Annotated in this window: 14 protein-coding genes; 7 read left to right on the top strand and 7 right to left on the bottom strand. The window is 72.1% G+C overall.

The annotated features are described in order from the left end of the window. Positions 1 to 65: 65 nt before the first annotated feature. Positions 66 to 1,118, bottom strand: coding sequence for a hypothetical protein (locus tag HNR30_RS03665; protein ID WP_312894208.1), 1,053 nt, complete (start codon positions 1,116 to 1,118; stop codon positions 66 to 68). A 40-nt stretch (positions 1,119 to 1,158) separates the two neighbouring features. Then, positions 1,159 to 2,742, bottom strand: coding sequence for an alkaline phosphatase D family protein (locus HNR30_RS03660; RefSeq protein ID WP_181608195.1), 1,584 nt, complete (start codon positions 2,740 to 2,742; stop codon positions 1,159 to 1,161). 143 nt (positions 2,743 to 2,885) lie between these two features. On the opposite strand from HNR30_RS03660, the gene HNR30_RS03655 reads away from it, so the two are divergent. Genes HNR30_RS03655 through HNR30_RS03635 form a run of 5 tightly spaced genes read left to right on the top strand, consistent with a single transcriptional unit; the run spans position 2,886 to position 8,472 of the window. Then, a complete protein-coding gene (locus tag HNR30_RS03655; RefSeq protein ID WP_181608194.1) occupies positions 2,886 to 3,899 on the top strand; it encodes a LacI family DNA-binding transcriptional regulator in 1,014 nt (337 codons plus the stop codon). A gap of 10 nt (positions 3,900 to 3,909) precedes the next feature. Then, the gene (locus HNR30_RS03650; RefSeq protein WP_181608193.1) at positions 3,910 to 5,190 is read left to right on the top strand and encodes an ABC transporter substrate-binding protein; all 1,281 of its coding nucleotides are present in this window, start codon (positions 3,910 to 3,912) and stop codon (positions 5,188 to 5,190) included. After that, positions 5,174 to 6,040, top strand: a complete 867-nt coding sequence (locus tag HNR30_RS03645; RefSeq protein WP_181608192.1) for a carbohydrate ABC transporter permease — start codon at positions 5,174 to 5,176, stop codon at positions 6,038 to 6,040. Before HNR30_RS03650 ends, HNR30_RS03645 begins: the two co-directional genes overlap by 17 nt. Then, complete coding sequence (locus tag HNR30_RS03640; protein WP_181608191.1) at positions 6,037 to 6,867, top strand: carbohydrate ABC transporter permease; 831 nt, start codon at positions 6,037 to 6,039, stop codon at positions 6,865 to 6,867. The genes HNR30_RS03645 and HNR30_RS03640 overlap by 4 nt, the downstream gene beginning before the upstream one ends. A 15-nt stretch (positions 6,868 to 6,882) precedes the next feature. Next, positions 6,883 to 8,472, top strand: coding sequence for an FAD-dependent oxidoreductase (locus tag HNR30_RS03635; protein WP_181608190.1), 1,590 nt, complete (start codon positions 6,883 to 6,885; stop codon positions 8,470 to 8,472). Between the two features lie 33 nt (positions 8,473 to 8,505). Here HNR30_RS03635 and HNR30_RS03630 read toward each other — a convergent pair whose 3' ends face one another. The 3 genes from HNR30_RS03630 to HNR30_RS03620 form a co-directional block, all read right to left on the bottom strand. Further along, positions 8,506 to 11,337, bottom strand: coding sequence for a DUF7824 domain-containing protein (locus HNR30_RS03630; RefSeq protein ID WP_181608189.1), 2,832 nt, complete (start codon positions 11,335 to 11,337; stop codon positions 8,506 to 8,508). A gap of 167 nt (positions 11,338 to 11,504) precedes the next feature. Beyond that, positions 11,505 to 14,375, bottom strand: a complete 2,871-nt coding sequence (locus tag HNR30_RS03625; protein WP_181608188.1) for a bifunctional [glutamine synthetase] adenylyltransferase/[glutamine synthetase]-adenylyl-L-tyrosine phosphorylase — start codon at positions 14,373 to 14,375, stop codon at positions 11,505 to 11,507. Between the two features lie 11 nt (positions 14,376 to 14,386). Further along, positions 14,387 to 14,950, bottom strand: a complete 564-nt coding sequence (locus HNR30_RS03620; RefSeq protein ID WP_181608187.1) for a TetR/AcrR family transcriptional regulator — start codon at positions 14,948 to 14,950, stop codon at positions 14,387 to 14,389. A 55-nt stretch (positions 14,951 to 15,005) separates the two neighbouring features. Between HNR30_RS03620 and HNR30_RS03615 the strand changes: the two genes are divergently transcribed. Further along, complete coding sequence (locus HNR30_RS03615) at positions 15,006 to 15,500, top strand: HXXEE domain-containing protein (RefSeq protein WP_181608186.1); 495 nt, start codon at positions 15,006 to 15,008, stop codon at positions 15,498 to 15,500. Here the strand turns inward: HNR30_RS03615 and HNR30_RS03610 are convergent. Continuing rightward, positions 15,497 to 16,174: a type 1 glutamine amidotransferase gene (locus HNR30_RS03610; protein ID WP_181608185.1), complete on the bottom strand. Its 678-nt coding sequence runs from the start codon at positions 16,172 to 16,174 to the stop codon at positions 15,497 to 15,499. The two genes, HNR30_RS03615 and HNR30_RS03610, sit on opposite strands and share 4 nt — an antisense overlap. Before the next feature lie 21 nt (positions 16,175 to 16,195). Here HNR30_RS03610 and HNR30_RS03605 point away from each other — a divergent pair, with 21 nt between their 5' ends. Next, positions 16,196 to 17,026, top strand: a complete 831-nt coding sequence (locus HNR30_RS03605; RefSeq protein WP_246377127.1) for an alpha/beta hydrolase — start codon at positions 16,196 to 16,198, stop codon at positions 17,024 to 17,026. A 37-nt stretch (positions 17,027 to 17,063) separates the two neighbouring features. Here the strand turns inward: HNR30_RS03605 and HNR30_RS03600 are convergent, their stop codons facing one another. Continuing rightward, positions 17,064 to 17,777 (bottom strand): PaaI family thioesterase, encoded by a 714-nt coding sequence (locus HNR30_RS03600; RefSeq protein ID WP_181608183.1) that lies wholly within the window; start codon positions 17,775 to 17,777, stop codon positions 17,064 to 17,066. Between the last annotated feature and the right edge of the window lie 63 nt (positions 17,778 to 17,840).

The raw sequence follows: 17,840 nt of genomic DNA, 5'->3' as shown, positions 1-17,840 counted from the left end.
CATAATCCCGGTAGGAATTTAGGTAGTCAAGTCAGGCGATGTCTACACAAGGTGGTCGTCATAGGTCAGGACCGCTTGAAACCGGTGATTCGCCGCAGGATGTCCCACCAGAACGGCGCTCCGAACAGCAGCGCGACATAGGTGAGCAGGAATCCGGGCCAGTGGGTCCAGGTGGTCAGCCGGTCCCACCAGGCGCCGCCGTTCCACTGGACGCTGGGGTCGCCCTCGGCGGGCACCGACACGCTCACGACGGCGTTGCCGAGCGCCTGGATGAGCGCGGGCGAGCTGAGGGTCTCGGTGATGCAGCCGGCCAGGTCGCTCGACTCCCCCGGTTGGGTGCACTTGACCTTGAGCTGCTCGACCACCTCCGGCCCTCCCGACGCGGCGGCGGCGACGGCGGCGCGGTAGCCGTTGTCGCGCAGCACCGACTTGGCGAACTCCACCCCGTCGAGGCTGAAGATCAGCGTGATCAGCAGGCCGAGCACGGCCACGACCCACTTGACGTACCTCTTGTAGAGCATCGACAGGCGCTGCATCTCGGCGTCGAACCAGATCTCGACACCCTGGCGGAAGCGGTCCATGTCGCGCTGGGCGCCCTCCCAGACGCCCTTGAGGTGGCCGTGCAGCGGGCTCTTGAGCTCCTGGAGCTTGCCGAGCAGGCCTTCGACACCTTCCGGCTCGGCCGCCGCCATCTCCACGACCGCCACCGCGAACCGCTCGGGCGGGATGTTGGCGATGCTGGTCCTGCCGGTCCTGGGATGGTCGATCTCCTGCACGCGCTCGTAGAGGCGCTCGGTCATCGGAGCCGGCGCCTCCTCCGCCGCCGTCGGCGCGGGGGCGGCATCGCTGGGCGCGGGCTGGTCGCTGAACTCCGGCCGCGGGTCACGCTGGAAGGGCAGCGCGGCGAAGACGTCGCGCACCTTGGCCGGCAGCCACGACTTGCCCTGCTCGTCGCTGCCGTCCATGGTGTCGCGCAGGTAGGCCCACAGGAACTTGGAGCGGATCGACAGCAGCCTGACGAACGCCTCGTTGAGGCCGCTCACCAGCAGCGACATGAGCAGGAAGAGCATCACCAGGCCGACGGCCAGGTCCGCGTAAAGCGACAGCAAAGCGATCACCCCCGCGCCTTGATACACCCGCGGCGGGGAGCGCGCAACACTACACGCTGGCCACCTGCGCACCCGGTACACCGTGTTGCACGACGAAGGTGGCCTTGGTGCTGATGCCACCTCCGGTGACCTCGATGTAGGGCACGGTTCGGAACTCGTTGACCAGCTGGGCCGCCGTCACCGTCACCCGGCTGTAGCCGTGGAGCATGTCGCACCACTTCATGTGCGGGTTGGCGCGCATGTACTTCGCCGCGATGGCGGCCATCTCGGCCGGGTCGCGGTCGCCCATGGTCGAGATCGCGGTGCCGACGAACTCGGTGCCCACCTTCACGCCGCTGGTGTTCTCGTAGGTGGTCTCGAGGTCCATGACGTAGTTGGTGTGCCGGTCGCCGGTGACCACGACCAGGTTCTTGACCCCCGCGGTGCGCGCCTGCCCGAGGATGGCGTTGCGTTCGGCCACGTAACCGTCCCACGGGTCGGTCCAGACCACCTTGGCCGCGCTGTCGTCGCGGTCGGTCTCGGCCATCGGCAGCTGGTTGCCGACGATCTTCCAGCGGGCCTGCGACGTGGTCAGCCCGTCCATCAGCCACTGCCGCTGGGCGGCGCCGAGCATGGTCGCGTTGGGGTCGAACCGCTCGGGGCAACCGGTCGAGCAGACCGGCTGGTCGGTGCGGTACTGCCGGGTGTCGAGCATCGTGAAGTCCGCCAGCAGGCCGTACTGCAGGCGCCGGTGGATGCCGATGGAGGGTCCCGAGGGCACCTGGGTCTGGCGTAACGGCAGGTTCTCGTACATCGCCTGGTAGGCGTCGGCACGCATCCGCCGGAACACCGCGGGATCGGTGCCGTACCTGGACAGGTCGGCGGCGAAGCCGTCCTCCACCTCGTGGTCGTCGTAGGTCATGATCCAGGCCGCGTTGGCGTGCGCGTTGCGCAGGTTCGGATCCAGCTTGTGGAGGGCGTACTGCAGGCGGAAGCGGGTCAGGTCGGTGCACTTGGCGGCCATGTACGACGGCAGCGGGATGTCGTAGTGGTGCGCGGTGCTGGTGACGCCGTATTCGTAGATGTAGTCGCCCAGGAAGACCACCAGGTCGATGTCCTCCCTGGCCAGGTAGTAGTAGGCGGTGTAGCGCCCGCCCTCGTAGCTGGCGCAGGAGGCGAAGGCGAATCTCAGCTGCGAGGGCATGGTGCCCGGGGCCGGCGCGGTCCTGAACTTGCCGGCCTGCGAGATGTGGCCCCCTGACCTGAAGCGGTACCAGTAGAGGCGCCACGGCCGCAGCCCGGCGACCTCGGGGTGCACCGACCAGCCCAGTTCCCTGGTGGCGTGGACGGTGCCCCGCTGGACGACGGCGGTGAAGGCGGAGTCCTCGGCCACCTCGTACTCCACGGCGATGGGAGCGGTGCCGGACACGCCGCCCAGGCCGTCGGCGGCCAGTGGGTCGGGGGCGAGCCTGGTCCAGAGCACCGCCCCGTCAGGCGAGGGGTCACCCGAGGCGACTCCGAGAGTGAAGGGCGTGCTGGCGAAGACGGCGGCTCTGGCCGCGTTCGTCGACCACGCGCCGGTGCCGAGCATGACGGCCGCGGCGCCCGCGGCGGAGTAGCCGAGAAACCGGCGTCGGGCGATATTTCCAGACATGCTCGAACAGTCCTTGCCGCTCCGCCCGCCGTCAAGCCATCTAATACAAATTAGATTCGTGCTAGAGCCATCCAAGGCGCCGTTGACAGTAATCGGGGGTCTGTCTACGATCCCGTCTAATTCCAATTAGAAGGGTCCCAGCCGTGACACGCAGGCCGCGCCAGAGAGACATCGCCAAGCTGGCGGGCGTCTCCCAGACCACGGTCTCCCTCGTGCTCAACGGCAAGACCGCCGAGCTCGGCATCAACAGAGAGACCGAGCAGAAGATCCTCGACGCCATCCGCGAACTCGGCTACGTGCCCAACGTCACCGCCCGGGCCCTGCGCGGCGGGCGCAACGGCCTGCTCGGGGTGCACACCTTCGAGCCGCTGTTCCCGACCGGGCGCGAGTCCTACTACGACGAATTCATGATCGGCATCGAGCAGCAGGCGATCCGCTCGGGGCAGGACCTGGTGCTGTTCACCTCCATGCACCAGGGAGGCGACCCCAGTGTCTTCCGCGGCGGCCAGAACCGGCTGCGCATCGCCGACGGCGCGATCATCCTCGGCTTCGAACAGCACGACGACGAGCTGGAGCGGCTGGCCGCCGAGGGGTTCCCCTTCGTCTTCATCGGGCGCAGGGAGCGCGCCGCCGCGCTGATGCCGTACGTCACCGCCGACTACGCCCCCGCAATGGCGCAGCTCGTGGCCATGCTCCACGAGCACGGCCACCGCCGTGTCGCCTACCTGGGCCTGGCCGACCGGGCCGAGCCGCGCGTGGAGCGCCGCGAGTCCTTCGCCGCGGCCTGCGCCGAGCTGGGGCTCACCGTCACCGGGGAGAGCTTCGCCGGCCACGGCGAGCTCGACCGGGCCTGGCTGGACGGCCTGCTCGCCCGCGAGACCACCGTGCTGCTGGTCGAGAGCACCGAGCAACTGGAGGAGGTCGCCGCCCTCGGCGTCGACATCCCCGGCAGGCTGTCGGCCGTCGGCCTCGACTCCATCAACGAATCCACCCCGGTCACCCACGACTGGACCCATCTGGTCGTCGCCCGGCGCGCCATGGGCGCCCGCGCCGTCGAGCTGCTGCTCGAAGTCCTCGACGGCCGGCGCGACCTGCACTACCACGAACGGCTGCCCTGCGGCTTCGCACCCGGCGCCACGCTGAACCGCATCTCCTAGGGGGTCCCCCATGCGCACCTTATTCACCGCGGGCCTGCTCGCCCTGGTCCTGACCGCGTGCTCCTCCGCCGCCCCCTCCGGCGGGCAGCCCCCCGGCAAGCTGACCGTGTGGTTCCCCGGCAACAGCGAGGCGGAGATGAAGCTCGTCAAGGAGAGCATCGTGCCCGCCTTCGAGAAGGCGAGCGGCGCCGACGTCGAGGTCACCTACGTCGACTGGGCCGAGCTCTCGCCCAAGCTGAACGCCGCCTTCGCCGCGGGCACCGCCCCCGACGTGATCGGCCACGGCGTGGCCGCCACCGCGGACCTGGCGGCCAACGACCGCATCGAGGACCTGACCCCCTACGTGGCCAAGCTGGAGGGGCGCGCCGACCTGGCCGCCGCGCTGCCCGGCGGTCAGGTCGGCGGCAAGCAGTACATCGTGCCGCTCATCATGACGCTGCGCATGATCGTCTACAGCGGCGCCGACTTCAAGGCGGCCGGGCTCGACCCGGAGGTGCCGCCCGAGACCTGGCAGGACGTCAGGGCCGCCGCCGAGAAACTGACCGAGCGCGAGGGCGACAAGATCGTCAAGGCGGGGCTGGTGCTGCCCAGCAACCCGATCGGCATCCAGCAGTCGTACGGCACGCTCCTGTGGTCCAACGGCGGCGAGTTCCTCTCCCCCGACGGCAAGAAGGCGACCCTCGACACCCCGCAGGCGCTGGCGTCGCTGGAGTTCTTCGCCGGGCTCTACCAGGGCGCGAGCGCCGTCGACAACACCCTCGGGGCCACCTGGGCCAACTCGCCGCCCGCCGAGCAGCCGATCGTCACCGGCGCGGCCGCGATGCAGCTGTCGAACGCCGGTGACATCGTCAAGTACCAGGCCGCCGCCCCCGACCGCGACCTGCGCCTGATGCCGCCGCCCGGCTTCCACGGCCACGGCCCCCGGGCGTTCGGCGGCCCGGCCAACGGCCTGATGATCAACAAGGACAGCAGGCAGAAGGACACGGCCTGGCAGTTCATCGCCCACATGATGGGCGCCGACACCAGCCTGAGCTACGCCGAGGCGCTCGGCGCGCTGCCCGTGCGCGCCTCCTCGGTCGACTCGCCCTACATCGGCCAGAACGCCGAGCTGCGCAAGGCCGTCGAGGCGCTGCCCGTCAACCACGCCAACCCGAACGTGCCCGGCTGGGTGCGCATGCGCGACGCCATGGGCAAGAGCCTGGAGATGGCGCTGCACGGCAAGCTGCCCGCCGCCGAGGCGCTGAAGCGGGCCACCGCCGACGTGGACAAGATCATTGCGACGGGCTCCTGACCGCCGCAGGCTCTTCGGCCTGCTGTTCGTCCTCCCGGCCGCGCTGTACGTGGCGATCTTCCAGCTCGGCCCGGTGCTCTACGGCCTGGTGCTCAGCTTCAGCCGCTACAGCCCGCTCAGCCGGGAGGGCGCCGTCTTCGTCGGCCTCGACAACTACGCCGCTCTCCTCGACGACCCGGAGTTCGTCCAGGCGCTGCTGGTCACCGGGCGATACGTGCTCCAGGTCCTGCCCTTCACCGTCGGCATCGCACTCGGCCTGGCCCTGCTGGCCGGCAAGGCCTTCCGCGGGGTCGGATTCTTCCGCACCGCCCTGTACATCCCGCACATCGTCTCGCTGACCGCCGTCAGCATGATCTGGTTGTGGATCTACTCCGAGCAGGGCCTGGTCAACGACGTGCTGGCGCTGCTGGGGCTGCCCGAGCAACGCTGGCTGGTCAGCGAGGACGCCGCGCTCAACGCCGCCTCGGCGATGCGCGTGTGGAAGGCCCTCGGGAGCAACATGGTGCTGCTGCTGGCCGGGCTGCACACCGTCCCGCGCGAGCTCTACGAGGCGGCCAAGGTCGACGGCGCGGGGAGGTGGGCGCGGTTCCGGCACGTCACCCTGCCGGGCATCCGGCCGATCCTCACCTACGTGGTCGCGATGGACGTCATCTACCTCGCCCAGGGCTTCCCGGAGATCTTCGTACTCACCCAGGGCGGGCCGTACGGCAGCACCACCACGGTCAACTACCTGATCTACACCGAGGCCTTCCAGTACAACGAGATGGGCAGCGCCTCGGCCATGGCGTTCGTGCTGTTCGCCTTCATCGCGGGCTTCACCGTGCTGGTCATCAGGGGAAGGAAGTCATGAGGCGCGCGCTCGTCCTGGCCGCGGTGACCGCCGTGGTGCTCCTGCCGTTCTGGTGGATGATCAGCCTGGCCCTGACCCCCGAGGGCGACCCGATCGGCTTCGTGCCCGACCGGCCCACGCTCGACAACTTCGGCACCGCCGTCCAGGCGGCCGACCTCGACCGGGCCTTCGCCAACTCCTCCATCGTCACGATCATCGCGGTGGCCGCCAACTGCGTGGTGCCGGTCCTGGCCGGCTACGCCTTCGCCCACCTGCCGTTCCGCGGCAGCAAGGTGATCTTCTACGGGCTGATCTCCACCGCGGCCATCCCCGTCTCCGTCACGCTGATCCCGCTCTTCCTGATGGCCAAGCACTTCCCCCTGACCGGCGGCAACGACCTGCTCGGGCAGGGCGGCAGCGGGCTGCTCGACTCGCTCGGCGGCCTGCTCCTGCCGTACCTGGTCGGGACCATGAACATCTTCCTGTCCCGCCAGTACTTCTCCGGACTCGACCGCGGCTTCGCCGAGGCGGCGCGCATGGACGGCGCCGGCGAGCTGCGCATCTTCCTTAGCATCTACCTGCCGCTGGCACGCCCGCTGCTGGCCCTGGTGGCCGTCTTCTCCTTCACCGGGGTGTGGGACGACTTCCTGTGGCCGCTGGTGGTCTCCACCTCGGAGCGGAGCACCACGGTGCAGCTGGCGATCACCGTCTTCGCCTCCACCGGCAACGTCAAGTACGGCGCGTTGATGGCCGCCACCATCCTGGTCAGCCTCCCGGTCATGGCCGTGTTCCTCGCCAACCAGCGGGGATTCATCGCGGGCCTGTCCGAGGGCGGCATCAAGGGCTAACAGATTCGGGGTCACGTGAACCAGCACCAAGCAGACGTCGTCATCGTGGGCGGCGGGCTCGGCGGGGTCGCCGCCGCCCGCGCCGCGCTCCTCCTGGGCCGCAGCGTCATCCTCACCGAGGCCACCGACTGGCTCGGCGGCCAGCTCACCAGCCAGGGCGTGCCGCCCGACGAGCACCCGTGGATCGAGCAGCACGGCTCGCGCGGCTACCGCGCGTTACGCGAAGGCATCCGCGACCACTACCGGCGCGCCTACCCGCTCACCCCGTCCGCCCTCGGCGACCCGCTGCTCAACCCCGGACACGGCTTCGTCTCCGCGCTCTGCCACGAGCCGCGCGTCGCCGCCGCCGTCCTGGACGAGATGCTCTCGTCGTGGGTGGCACAGGGCCGCCTGCTGGTCCTGCGCGAGCACGAGCCGGTCGCCGCCGCCCGCGACGGCGACCGGCTGACCTCGGTGACCGTACGGCACCGCGACGGCTCCACCGTACGGCTCGGCGCAGGGTTCATCCTGGACGCCACGGAACTGGGCGACCTGCTGGAGCTGGCGCACATCCCGTACGTCATGGGCGCGGAGTCGCGCGCGCAGACCGGCGAACTGCACGCGCCGGACCGGGCCGACCCTCTCGACCAGCAGGCGATCACCTGGTGCGCCGCGGTGGAGTACCGGGCGGGTGAGTCGCACGTGATCGACGAGCCCGCCGGATACCGGCACTGGCGCGACACCGTGGACAAACGCTGGCCAGGGCCGCAGCTGTCGTGGCTCGACGTGCATCCGATCACCCTGGAGGAGCGCGACAGGCCGCTGTTCCTGCGCGACCCCGACGAGGCGGCCTGCCACGACGACCGCGGGCTGTGGCACTACCGCCGCATCCTGTCGCGCGCACTCCTGGACCGCCCCGGGTTCGCGGACATCTCCCTGATCAACTGGCCGCAGACCGACTACTGGGAGCTGCCGCTGCTCGGCGTCGACGCCCAGACCCGGCAGACGGCGCTGCGCAGGGCGCGAGACCTGACGCTCTCCTTCGTGCGCTGGATGCAGACCGAGGCGCCACGGCACGACGGCGGCAAGGGCTATCCGGAGCTGCGGCTGCGCGGAGACGTGCTGGGCACCCTCGACGGGCTGGCCAAGACCGCCTACATCAGGGAGTCGCGGCGCATGAAGGCGCTGTTCACCGTCACCGAGGCGCACGTCGGACACGCCATGCGCGGGCCCGGCGCCGGATCGGCGATCTTCGACGACAGCGTCGGCATCGGCTACTACCGCATCGACCTGCACCCCTCGACGTCAGGGCGCACCTACGTGGACATCGCGTCCTATCCGTTCCAGATCCCGCTGGGGGCGCTGGTGTCGCCGGACGTGGCCAACTTCGTGCCCGCGAACAAGAACATCGGCACCACACACATCTCCAACGGCGCCTACCGGCTGCACCCGGTGGAGTGGTCGATCGGCGAGGCAGCGGGGGCGCTCGCCGTTCACTGCCTCGACACGGGCCGCACCCCGGCCGAGGTGCGGGCTGAGCCGCGGGACTTCCAGGAGCTGCTGAGCGGCGCGCTGGGAGTCCCGCTGGCCTGGCCGGACGACATCCGCCGCGCGACGGTCGACTGAGGCCCGCCTGCGACTGAGGCCCGCCTGGTCGCGTTACCTCATCGCGACCAGGCGGCGGGCCTCCTTGATCATCCGGCTCGACCCCTTGCGCGCCGCGAGCTCCGCCAGGCCCGGCACCGACGCGACCGCGTCCGGGTGCGCACCCGCCACTCCCAGCGCGATCAGGTCGGCCAGTCCCGCGGCCGGCCGCTCACCCTCGGCCGGGATCAGCCACGCCAGCGCCCCCGCCACCACCGGCCAGAGATCGACCCCCATCCGATCGAGCTCCCGCAGCACCGGCACGGCCCTCGTCACCATGACCTGCTCGATGCGCACCAGCCTGCCCAGATGGTCACCCAGCTCGTGACCAGGCAACACCCCGCGAGCGGCCAGGGAGAGCAGCACATCACCCACCGACCCCCGCTCCCCGGGATCGTCATGGTTGAGCTGCGACATCAACACGACGGCACACGCGGCACCGAGCCCGCCGTCGGCCCCGGCCAGCCCGCGCAACACGACCGGACCAGGCGAACGCAAGCCGCCGTTGTAGAAGAAATCGGGCATCAGATGAGCCGCCGCCACCTCAGGGTCGGACGGCACCACGAAGGCCCACCACCCCGCGAACCTGCCGCGGCCGTAGCCGTACCGCTGCGGCTCGTGGAACAGGCCGTCGATCAGGTCGAGGCCGGTCCACCGCTGCGCCGCCAGGTCGGGCCAGGGCACGGGCGAGGTGAAGGAGACCCGCCCCGGCAGCGGCGCCTCGGTGAAATGGTCGCGCCCGTCGTTCATGTAGCGGACCGAGCTCTCGACCCGCGGCCGGTCGCCCGCCATCCACCCGGCGACGACCCGCCCCGCCTCGCTCCCGAGCCTGGCCGCCCGCGCGGCGTCGGCGGGATCGATGCGGCGCGGCAACCGCAACAACGCCTGCTGCAGGTCGGCACGCAGCGGCTCGGCGCCCGCCGCCTCGACGGCCTCCAGCCGGGCGAGCAGCACGCCGGGGTCGACGTGACCGCTCGACCGGGTGGGAGTGGCCAGCAGCACGGGCGGCAGGCCGGGCCTGCTGAGCGCCCGGCGCAGCTCTGCCACTCGCCGCATGATCAGCCGGTCGAGGCCGACGGCGCACGTGGGCATCGCGAACTCGGGCACGTGCCCGGTCGCCAGATCGCGGCAGGCGGCCGTGATCCAGGCCAGCGGGGTGTCGCCGCCCACCCTGCCCACCCGGCTCAACGCGTCGCGCGCGCCCTCGTCGCCGGGCTGCGCCACCGTGACGAGGGCGGCCATCAGACGTTCGATGAGCAGCCACTCCAGGACGGGGTCGATGTCTTCGCGGCGCGGCAGCAGCCACCACTCCTCGGGCATCGGGCTCAGGTCGCGGGGGTCGGTCAGGCGCTCGATCGTGGCGACGATCTCGCCGGGGGTGGTGAGAGGGGGCGGCATCGGGGGAAGCACGGGAGGAGCTGCCAGCTCCGCGTTCCCTGGCACCACGCCCGTGAGGGGAAGGCCCCCCGCCGCCACGCCCGCGGTCGCTGCCCCGCCCGCGAGCCGCATGTCGTCGGCCGCCACGCCACCTGGGTCCGTGTCCGGCGACCCGCCACCTGACCTCCCGCCACCCGATGCCACGCCACCCGGCTCCACGTCGCTCGATGCCACGTCGCCCGGCCCCACGTCGCCCGGCGATATGTCGCCCAGTGCCAGGCCCGTCGAGGCGGCGTGAGGCGGCCCCTCGTGGTCTTCTCCCCCGGCGGTCTCCGGGGTGGGGAACGACGCTGCGAAGTCGCGCCTGAGGTCCGGGGGCAGCAGGTGGGCCGCGCTCGACACGGCCTCCACCAGCCCGAGCCTGCGCGCCAGCCGTACCGCGCGATCCTGCAACTCGTAGGCCGGGTGGGCGAAGGCGGCCATGAGGGCCACGGCCGCCTCCTCGCGGTGGGAGGGCGACAGCCGGGCCGAGCGGTCGAGCCAGCCGAGCGCGGCCCTGGCGAGCTTCTTCTCCGGACGGAACAGCAGCGCCTGCCACGCCTCCCCCAGCTCGGCCGGGGTGAAGCCGTCGTGCTCGCGCAGATGATCGAGGGCCAGTTCGGCGACCGGCCCCGGCGCGACGGGCAGCAGGCACAGGTAGTCGCGCAGGAACGCCTCGTTCGAGGCGGGCTGCAACGCGTGGTGCAGCCGGACGAAGAAGCGCAGCTCCAGAGCGGTGCCGCCACGCAGGAACCGGGCGACGCACTCCCCCAGCAAGGCCTGCCGGTCGAGCCGCCCCCGCTCCACCAGGCGGCACAGCCCGCCGAGCATGCTCATGGAGTTGGCGGGGTCGTTCTCCCATTGCAGGATCTCGGCGACGCCCTGCGCGCGGAAGACGCGCGGCAGCAGCAGGTCGAGCAGCGGGTCGGCCTCCAGCACGGCGGCGACGTCGCGTTCCTGGACGCAGGCGGCGACCCAGCCGGCCACGAAGCCGTCGCCGTCGGGCGGGTCGATGCCGGTGTCGCGGATGAGCATGGCGGCCAGTTCGTAGCTGGAGTCGCGGCCGCGCAGGCGGCCGGCCAGCTCTTGCGCGAGGGTGACCTGCCAGGCCGGGTCGCGCCGGCGCACCAGGGCGAGCAGGCGGCCGGAGTCGGCGACCCGTTCCCTGGCGCCGATGAGCCCGCGCCTGGTCAGCCACGAGGCGACGGAGGTGGCGCTCTCGATGGTGCCGGCGCCCGCCGCGCGCAGCGCCTCGGCGTGGTCGCCCGCGCCGCGCCAGCTGTCGTGGAGCTGGCGCAGCTCCTTGAGCCTCCCGGGTAACTGCTTGGCGACCTCGCGCCGCTCGTCGGCGGTGAGGGTGGCGACCCTGGCCGCGACGGAGTCGGCGTCGTGCCGGTCGATGAGGTCGCGGATGTCGGTCCAGGCGCTCATGATGGGGCAGGATATCGGCCTGAGCCGACAGAAATCGCGTCAGTGGAGGAGCCAGTGGCGGCGGCCCTGGGGGATCAGCGTCCGGGGCGGAGGAAACCCGATTCCGCGGCCAGGAAGGCCCTGTCGATCGGCGCGGACGTACCGCTCCATCTCATCGTGCGGCCCGCTCAGTCGCCGTAGAAGACCCGTTCCACCACCTGGCGGGCGCGGCGGGTGACGCGGCGGTAGTCGTCGAGGAAGTCCTCCGACCCGTCGGGCGGGTAGCCGAGCGTGCGGGCGATCAGGCGGCGGTCGCGGCCGTCGGCGGGCACCATGTCGCCCGCCCTCCCCTTGACGAGCATGATGGCGTCGCGGATGCGGGAGGCGAAGCGCCAGGCCTCGCCGAGCACCGCCTCGTCGGCGGCGTCGAGCAGCCCCGCGGCGACGGCGGCGCGCAGGGTCTGGAGTGTCCTGGTGGTGCGCAGCCCCGGGTGGTCGGACGCGTGCCGCAGCTGCAGGAGCTGGGCGACCCACTCCACGTCGGACAGCCCGCCGCGGCCCAGTTTGGTGTGGAGGGCGGGGTCGGCGCCGCGGGGCAGCCGCTCGGCCTCCATGCGGGCCTTGAGCCGCCTGATCTCACGCACCGACGTCTCGGGCAGCCCGCCCTTCGGGTAGCGCAGTTCGTCGACCATCGCGGCGAACTCCGTGCCGAGCGCGGCGTCGCCCGCGCAGAAGCGGGCGCGCAGGAGCGCCTGCGACTCCCAGGGCGACGACCAGCGCGCGTAGTAGGCGCGGTAGGAGGCCAGGGTACGGACGAGGGGGCCCTGGCGTCCTTCCGGCCGCAGGTCGGGGTCGATGAGCAGCGGCGGGTCGGGCGCGGGCAGGGCCAGGAGGCGGCGCAGCTCGTTGGCGACCGCGAAGGCGGCCTCGCTCTCGTCGCCGTCGGCGTGCACGAACATCACGTCGGCGTCGCTGGCGTAGGAGCACTCCATGCCGCCGAGCCTGCCCATGGCGATCACGGCGAAGCGGGGCCGGCGGTGGCGTTCGAGGCAGACCTTGGCAATGGCGGCGTCGAGCGCGGCCTGGAGGGTGACGTCGTTGAGGTCGGAGAGGGTGACGCCGACCTGCTCGATGTCGAGTTCGCCGCCGAGGTCGGCCACGGCCGTACGGAACAGTTCGCGGCGGCGCAGGGAGCGGACGGCGGCCACCGCGCTCTCGGCCTCCTCGTGGCGGGTCACGGCGGCGGCGGCCTCGGCCGCCCACTCGGCGGGCCCGCGCCGCTCGGCGCCGGAGCCGAGCAGCGCGACCGCTTCTGGCGCGTGCAGCAGCAGGCCGGTGGCGTAGCGGCTGCTGCCGAGCACGTGCGCCATGCGTTCGGCGACGGCGGTGTCGTCGCGCAGCAGCCGCAGGTACCAGGGGGTGGTGCCGAGTTTGTCGCTGACCTGGCGGAAGCCGAGCAGGCCCGCGTCGGGGTCGGGCGTGTCGGCGAACCAGCCGAGCATGACCGGCAGCAGGGTGCGCTGGATGGCGGCACGCCTGGTCACGCCGGTGGCCAGGGCGGCGATGTGGCGCAGCGCGCCCTGCGGGTCCTCGTAGCCCAGCGCCCGCAGCCGGGCCGCGGCGGCGGTCGGCGACAGCCGGTCCTCCGATTCCGGCAGCCGGGCGACCGCCTGGAGCAGCGGCCGGTAGAACAGCTTCTCGTGCAGGCGGCGGGCCTCCCTGGCGTGCTGCTTCCAGCGCCGGGTGAACTCCCCGACCGGGTCGGTGTACTGGCCGAACGCGCGGCCCAGCCGCCGCAGGTCGGCCTCGCCCTCGGGCACGAGGTGGGTACGGCGCAGCCGGTGAAGCTGCAGCAGGTGCTCGATGCGGCGCAGGTAGGTGTAGGCCTCGGCCAGGGCCTTGGCGTCGTCCCTGCCGATGTAGCCGCCCCTGGACAGCGCGTTGAGCGCGGGCAGCGTGCCGCGGCGCCGCAGCAGCGGGTCGAGGCGGCCGTGCACCAGCTGGAGCAGTTGCACCGCGAACTCGATGTCGCGCAGTCCGCCAGGGCCCAGTTTGAGCTGCCGCTCGCCCTCGCGCTTGACGTGTTCCTCGACGCGCCGGCGCATCGCCTGCACGTCCTCGACGAAGTTCTCCCTGGTGGCCGCCGACCAGACCAGCTCGCTCGTCTCCTCGACGTAGGCCGCGCCCAGCTCCAGGTCGCCGGCGACCGGCCGGGCCTTGAGCAGCGCCTGGAACTCCCAGGTCTTGGCCCAGCGGCGGTAGTAGGCCAGGTGGCTGGCGAGGGTGCGCACGAGCGGTCCGGCGTTGCCTTCCGGGCGCAGCCCGGCGTCGACCTCCCACAGCGCGCCTTCGGCGGTGACGGCCGAGCAGGCGCGCATCATCGCCTGCGCCAGGCGGGTGCCCTGGCGCAGCGCCTCGACCTCGTCGGCGCCCTCGACCGGCTCGGCGACGAAGATCACGTCGACGTCGCTGATGTAGTTGAGCTCCCTGGCGCCGCACTTGCCCATGCCCACGACCGCCAGCCGTACGGCATCGGCGCCGGTCTCGGCGCGGCCGATCGCCAGCGCGGCCTCCAGCGCGGCGGCGGCGAGGTCGGACAGCTCGGCGGTGACCTCGGTGAAGGTGGCCTCGCCCGCCAGGTCGCGGGCCGCCAGGGCCAGCAGGCGCCCGCGATAGGCCACGCGGAGCCTGGCCAGCGCCTCCGGTTCCGCGGCCTGGATGTCGGCGGCGCCGACGGCCTCCAGCAGTTCGTCCCTGGCGTTGCGCCGGGGGCGGTCGAGGCGGTCGAGGTCGCCCGGGTGCCGGACCAGGTGCTCGCCCAGGGCGTCGCTCACGCCCAGCACGCGCAGCAGGCGGCCGTCGATCCCCGCCGCCTCGGGCGCACGCTCGGCGATCCTGGTCAGCGAGGTGAGGGCCAGGTCGGGGTCGGCGACCTCGGTCAGCACCTCCATGACCGGGTCGGGCAGCCCGCCGATCCCGGCGAGCAGGCGTTCGGCCCGCGCTGCGTCGGCGAAGCCGAGCTTGGCCAACCGGGCGGCGTTGGACTCGATCCTGGGCACCCGTCCATTGTCTACGCAGGGCGGGGAGATCCAGGAGAACCCCCGAGGACCAGATCGACGGCGCGGGCGGCGAAGGCGTCGCCGAGGGGCTCCTGGCGCAGCAGCAGCCTGGTCCAGACGGCTCCGGCCAGCAGGTCGACGACGAGCATCGGGTCGGCTCCCGGAGGCAGGTCTCCGCGTTCCCGCGCCCGCTCGAAGATCGCCTGTTCCCGGTCGAAGCGGTCGGCGAAGAAGGCCTTGGCGGTCTCGGCGAGTTCGCCGTTGCCCGCGGCCCCGGCCATCGCGGCGACGACGGCGCGCACGCTCGGCAGCGTCAGCAGGCCGATCACGTGCTCGACGAGGGCGATCAGGTCGCCGCGCAGGCTGCCGGTGTCGGGCGGGTCGAGGGCGAGCAGCTCGCTGTGCACCAGGGCGTCCCTGGCGAGGGCCGCCTTGGAGCTCCACCAGCGGTAGAGGGTCGTCTTGTTGACGCCGGACTCCTTGGCGACGCCCTCGACGGTCAGGCCGTCGTAGCCGTGTTCCGCCAGGAGACGGAGGGTCGCCTCGAAGATGCGCTCTTGTGCTCTGGGTGCCATAGTGGTCAATAATACAACGCAACGTTGCGTTGCACTCTCCTGGAAGGAGGATCTCATGTCACCGTGGGGTCTGCTGGTCGCCTGGGCCGTCCACGACGCCGAGGAACTGGCGACGATGGCCGGATGGGTCGAACGCGAACGGCCGCGGCTGGAGCGCATGTACCCGTGGATCCGATGGGATCTGCTGCGGGTCTCGCAGCGCCATGTGACGATCGCGATCGGGCTGATGGGGCTGGTCATGACGGCCGCGTGCGCCGCGGGGCCGCGCAGCCGGCTCTTCCAGACGGCGCTGGCGGGGTTCGGACTGCACGGGGTGATCCACCTGGCGCAGGGGCTGCTCACACGGGGGTACACGCCCGGATTGCTCACCGCGGCGACCGTGGTCCTGCCGTACTCCGTCTGGGCCTGGCGCAGGCTCAGGGCCGAGGGCGTGCAGGTGTCGGGCGGCCGGTCGGCGCTGTCGGGCGTGGCGCTGTTCCTGGTCGCGGTCGGCGGCGTGCACGGCATCGCCAAGCTGCTCAGCACGCCGCCCGCCGACCGCTGGTTCTAGGCCTCAGCCGCCCGCTCGCGGACGACGGCGGCGAAGCGGGTGGCGACAGGCTGCCAGGCCGCGACGAGGGCGGGTTCGGCGGCCTTGACGGCCGCGTCGAGCTCCTGCTTCCCGCCGGCCGCGGTCCACGAGGAGAAGATCTCGGGGGTCGCCTCGGGGTGGAACTGCACCGCCCACGCCGACGAGCCGATCCGGTAGGCCTGGTGGGGATACTGCGCGCCGGTCATGAGCAGCACCGCGCCCTCGGGCAGGCGGGTCATGGCGTCCTGGTGGTACTGCACGGCGACGGCGGTGCCCAGGCCGGCCAGGAGCCGGTCGGCGTCGGCGGCGGGCAGGGCGGTGACCGGGCAGGCGCCGACCTCCAGACCCGCCGCGCCGCGCTCGACGGTCCCGCCGAGGGCGAGGGTCACGAGCTGCGCGCCGAGGCAGATGCCGAAGGTGGGAACGCCGTCCTCCACGGCACGGCGCAGCAGGTCACGGGTGGCGGGCAACCACGGGTAACCGGCGTCGTCCCAGGCGGAGGCCTCGCCGCCGAGCACGATCAGGCCGTCCGCGGCCCGCTCCGGCACGGGTTCGCCCAGGTAGGGACGGACCACGTCGCAGGGGATGCCGAGCCAGGACTCCAGATAGCCGAGGCCCGCGTCGGCCTCGTGCTCGATGACGGTGATGCGCATAGTGGCTCATAGGGTATGCGCATGGACATCGATTCGGTGAACGGCCTGCGTGTGGCCAGGTTCGGGACGGGCGAGCGCACGATCGTCGCCGTCCACGGCATCACCGCCTCGCTCATGGCCTGGCAGGCGGTGGCCAGGAGGTTGCCGGACGACTGGTCGCTGGTCGCGATGGACCTGCGCGGGCGGGGGCACAGCCGCGACCTGCCCGGGCCGTACGGCTTGCCGCGGCACGCGCAGGACGTGCTGGCCGTCGCGGAGCGCTACCGCCCCGAGGTGCTGACCGGGCACTCGATGGGCGCCTTCGTCGCCGTGCTGGCGGCGGCGGAGCGCCGGTTCGGCAAGGTCGTCCTGGTCGACGGCGGGCTGCCGCTGCCGCCGCTGCCGCCGGAGGCCGACGTCGACGCGGTGATGGAGCAGACCCTGGGCCCGGCCGTCGCCCGCCTGGGGCTGACCTTCGCCGACGAGGCCGCCTACGTCGACTTCTTCAAGCGGCATCCCGCGTTCGCGGGCGGATGGAACCAGGACGCCGAGGACTACGTGACCTACGACCTGGTCGGCCCCGAGGGCGCCCTGCGCTCGCGCGCGGTCGAGGAGGCGGTACGGCAGGACGGCCGCTGGCTGCGCACCCGGGGCGAGGCGATCGCCGGGGCGCTGGAGCGCGTCTCCGCGCCGATCACGCTGCTGCGGGCTCCCCGGGGGCTGCTGGACCAGCCGGAGCCCTTCGTGCCCGACGTGCTCGTCGCGCCGTGGTCCTCGCGGGTGCGTGACGAGATGGTGGACGACTGCAACCACTACACGATCCTGCTCGACCCCCGCTGCGCCGCGCTGGTGGCCGACCGCCTGACAGCATGAAGGACGGCCCCCGTACAAGGGCCGTCCTTCGAGGAAACTAGCGGGGAACGATCCAAACGGCCTTGGCGGTGGCCACCAGGGACCCGTCGACCTCGTAGATGGCGCTCTGCCCGAAGAGCTTGCGCCCCTCGCGGCCGGTGGCCTTGCCGACGACCGAGTAGCTGCCGCCCGGGCTGACCGGACGGTGCACCTGCAGGGTCAGGCGGCCCAGCAGCGCCGACTCGCCCGGCGCGAAGTGCGCCCAGCCGGTGACGCAGTCGAGCACCGCGCCGATGATCGAGTTGGGCACGACGCCGTTCTCGACGACGGAGTGCGGGACCCGCCACGAGGCCGCGACCACGTCCGCGCCCTCCGCGGAACCGGGGAAGATGCGCAGGCCGTCGCCCGGCTCGCGCAGGCCGCAGACGAAGCACTCGGGGAAGGCGTGACCCTGCAGCCCGGCGAAGCCCGCCTCGGCGCGGGCGGCGTCGATGAGCGGCACGAACGCCGGGGCCTCCAGGTCCTCGGCCACCGGGATGGCCTCCACCAGCAGCTTCTCACCGTGCGAGAGCGAGGCGGTGTTGGCGACCTGCGACAGGCACAGGGAGGTCTCCAGCGGGGTGGGCGCGTGGAGGGTGACCTCGACGGTGGAGTGCTCGCCCAGATGCGCGTCGGCCACCGTTCCCGCGATCCAGCCGCCGTTGGCGATCCCGGCAGGGCCGCGGAACCGTTCGGGCACCGTGAGCGAGGTCTGAAGGGCAGCCGTCGTCATGCCACACCACTCCTGAAAAGGGGTCAAGTCCGGAAATATCGGTTTTGAGCGGACCGATTTTAC

This window comes from Nonomuraea soli, assembly GCF_013761175.1.
Lineage (GTDB): Bacteria > Actinomycetota > Actinomycetes > Streptosporangiales > Streptosporangiaceae > Nonomuraea > Nonomuraea soli.
Note: the sequence above shows the minus strand (reverse complement) of the source record. Positions and strands in the feature narration are given on the sequence as shown.

Bases quoted from the DNA above. Each gene is read 5' to 3' on its own strand.
- HNR30_RS03650 (WP_181608193.1), top strand. From the start codon at position 3,910: ATGCGCACCTTATTCACCGCGGGCCTGCTCGCCCTGGTCCTGACCGCG.
- HNR30_RS03610 (WP_181608185.1), bottom strand. From the start codon at position 16,174: ATGCGCATCACCGTCATCGAGCACGAGGCCGACGCGGGCCTCGGCTAT.
- HNR30_RS03600 (WP_181608183.1), bottom strand. From the start codon at position 17,777: ATGACGACGGCTGCCCTTCAGACCTCGCTCACGGTGCCCGAACGGTTC.
- HNR30_RS03630 (WP_181608189.1), bottom strand. From the start codon at position 11,337: ATGAGCGCCTGGACCGACATCCGCGACCTCATCGACCGGCACGACGCC.
- HNR30_RS03605 (WP_246377127.1), top strand. From the start codon at position 16,196: ATGGACATCGATTCGGTGAACGGCCTGCGTGTGGCCAGGTTCGGGACG.
- HNR30_RS03620 (WP_181608187.1), bottom strand. From the start codon at position 14,950: ATGGCACCCAGAGCACAAGAGCGCATCTTCGAGGCGACCCTCCGTCTC.
- HNR30_RS03660 (WP_181608195.1), bottom strand. From the start codon at position 2,742: ATGTCTGGAAATATCGCCCGACGCCGGTTTCTCGGCTACTCCGCCGCG.
- HNR30_RS03615 (WP_181608186.1), top strand. From the start codon at position 15,006: ATGTCACCGTGGGGTCTGCTGGTCGCCTGGGCCGTCCACGACGCCGAG.
- HNR30_RS03640 (WP_181608191.1), top strand. From the start codon at position 6,037: ATGAGGCGCGCGCTCGTCCTGGCCGCGGTGACCGCCGTGGTGCTCCTG.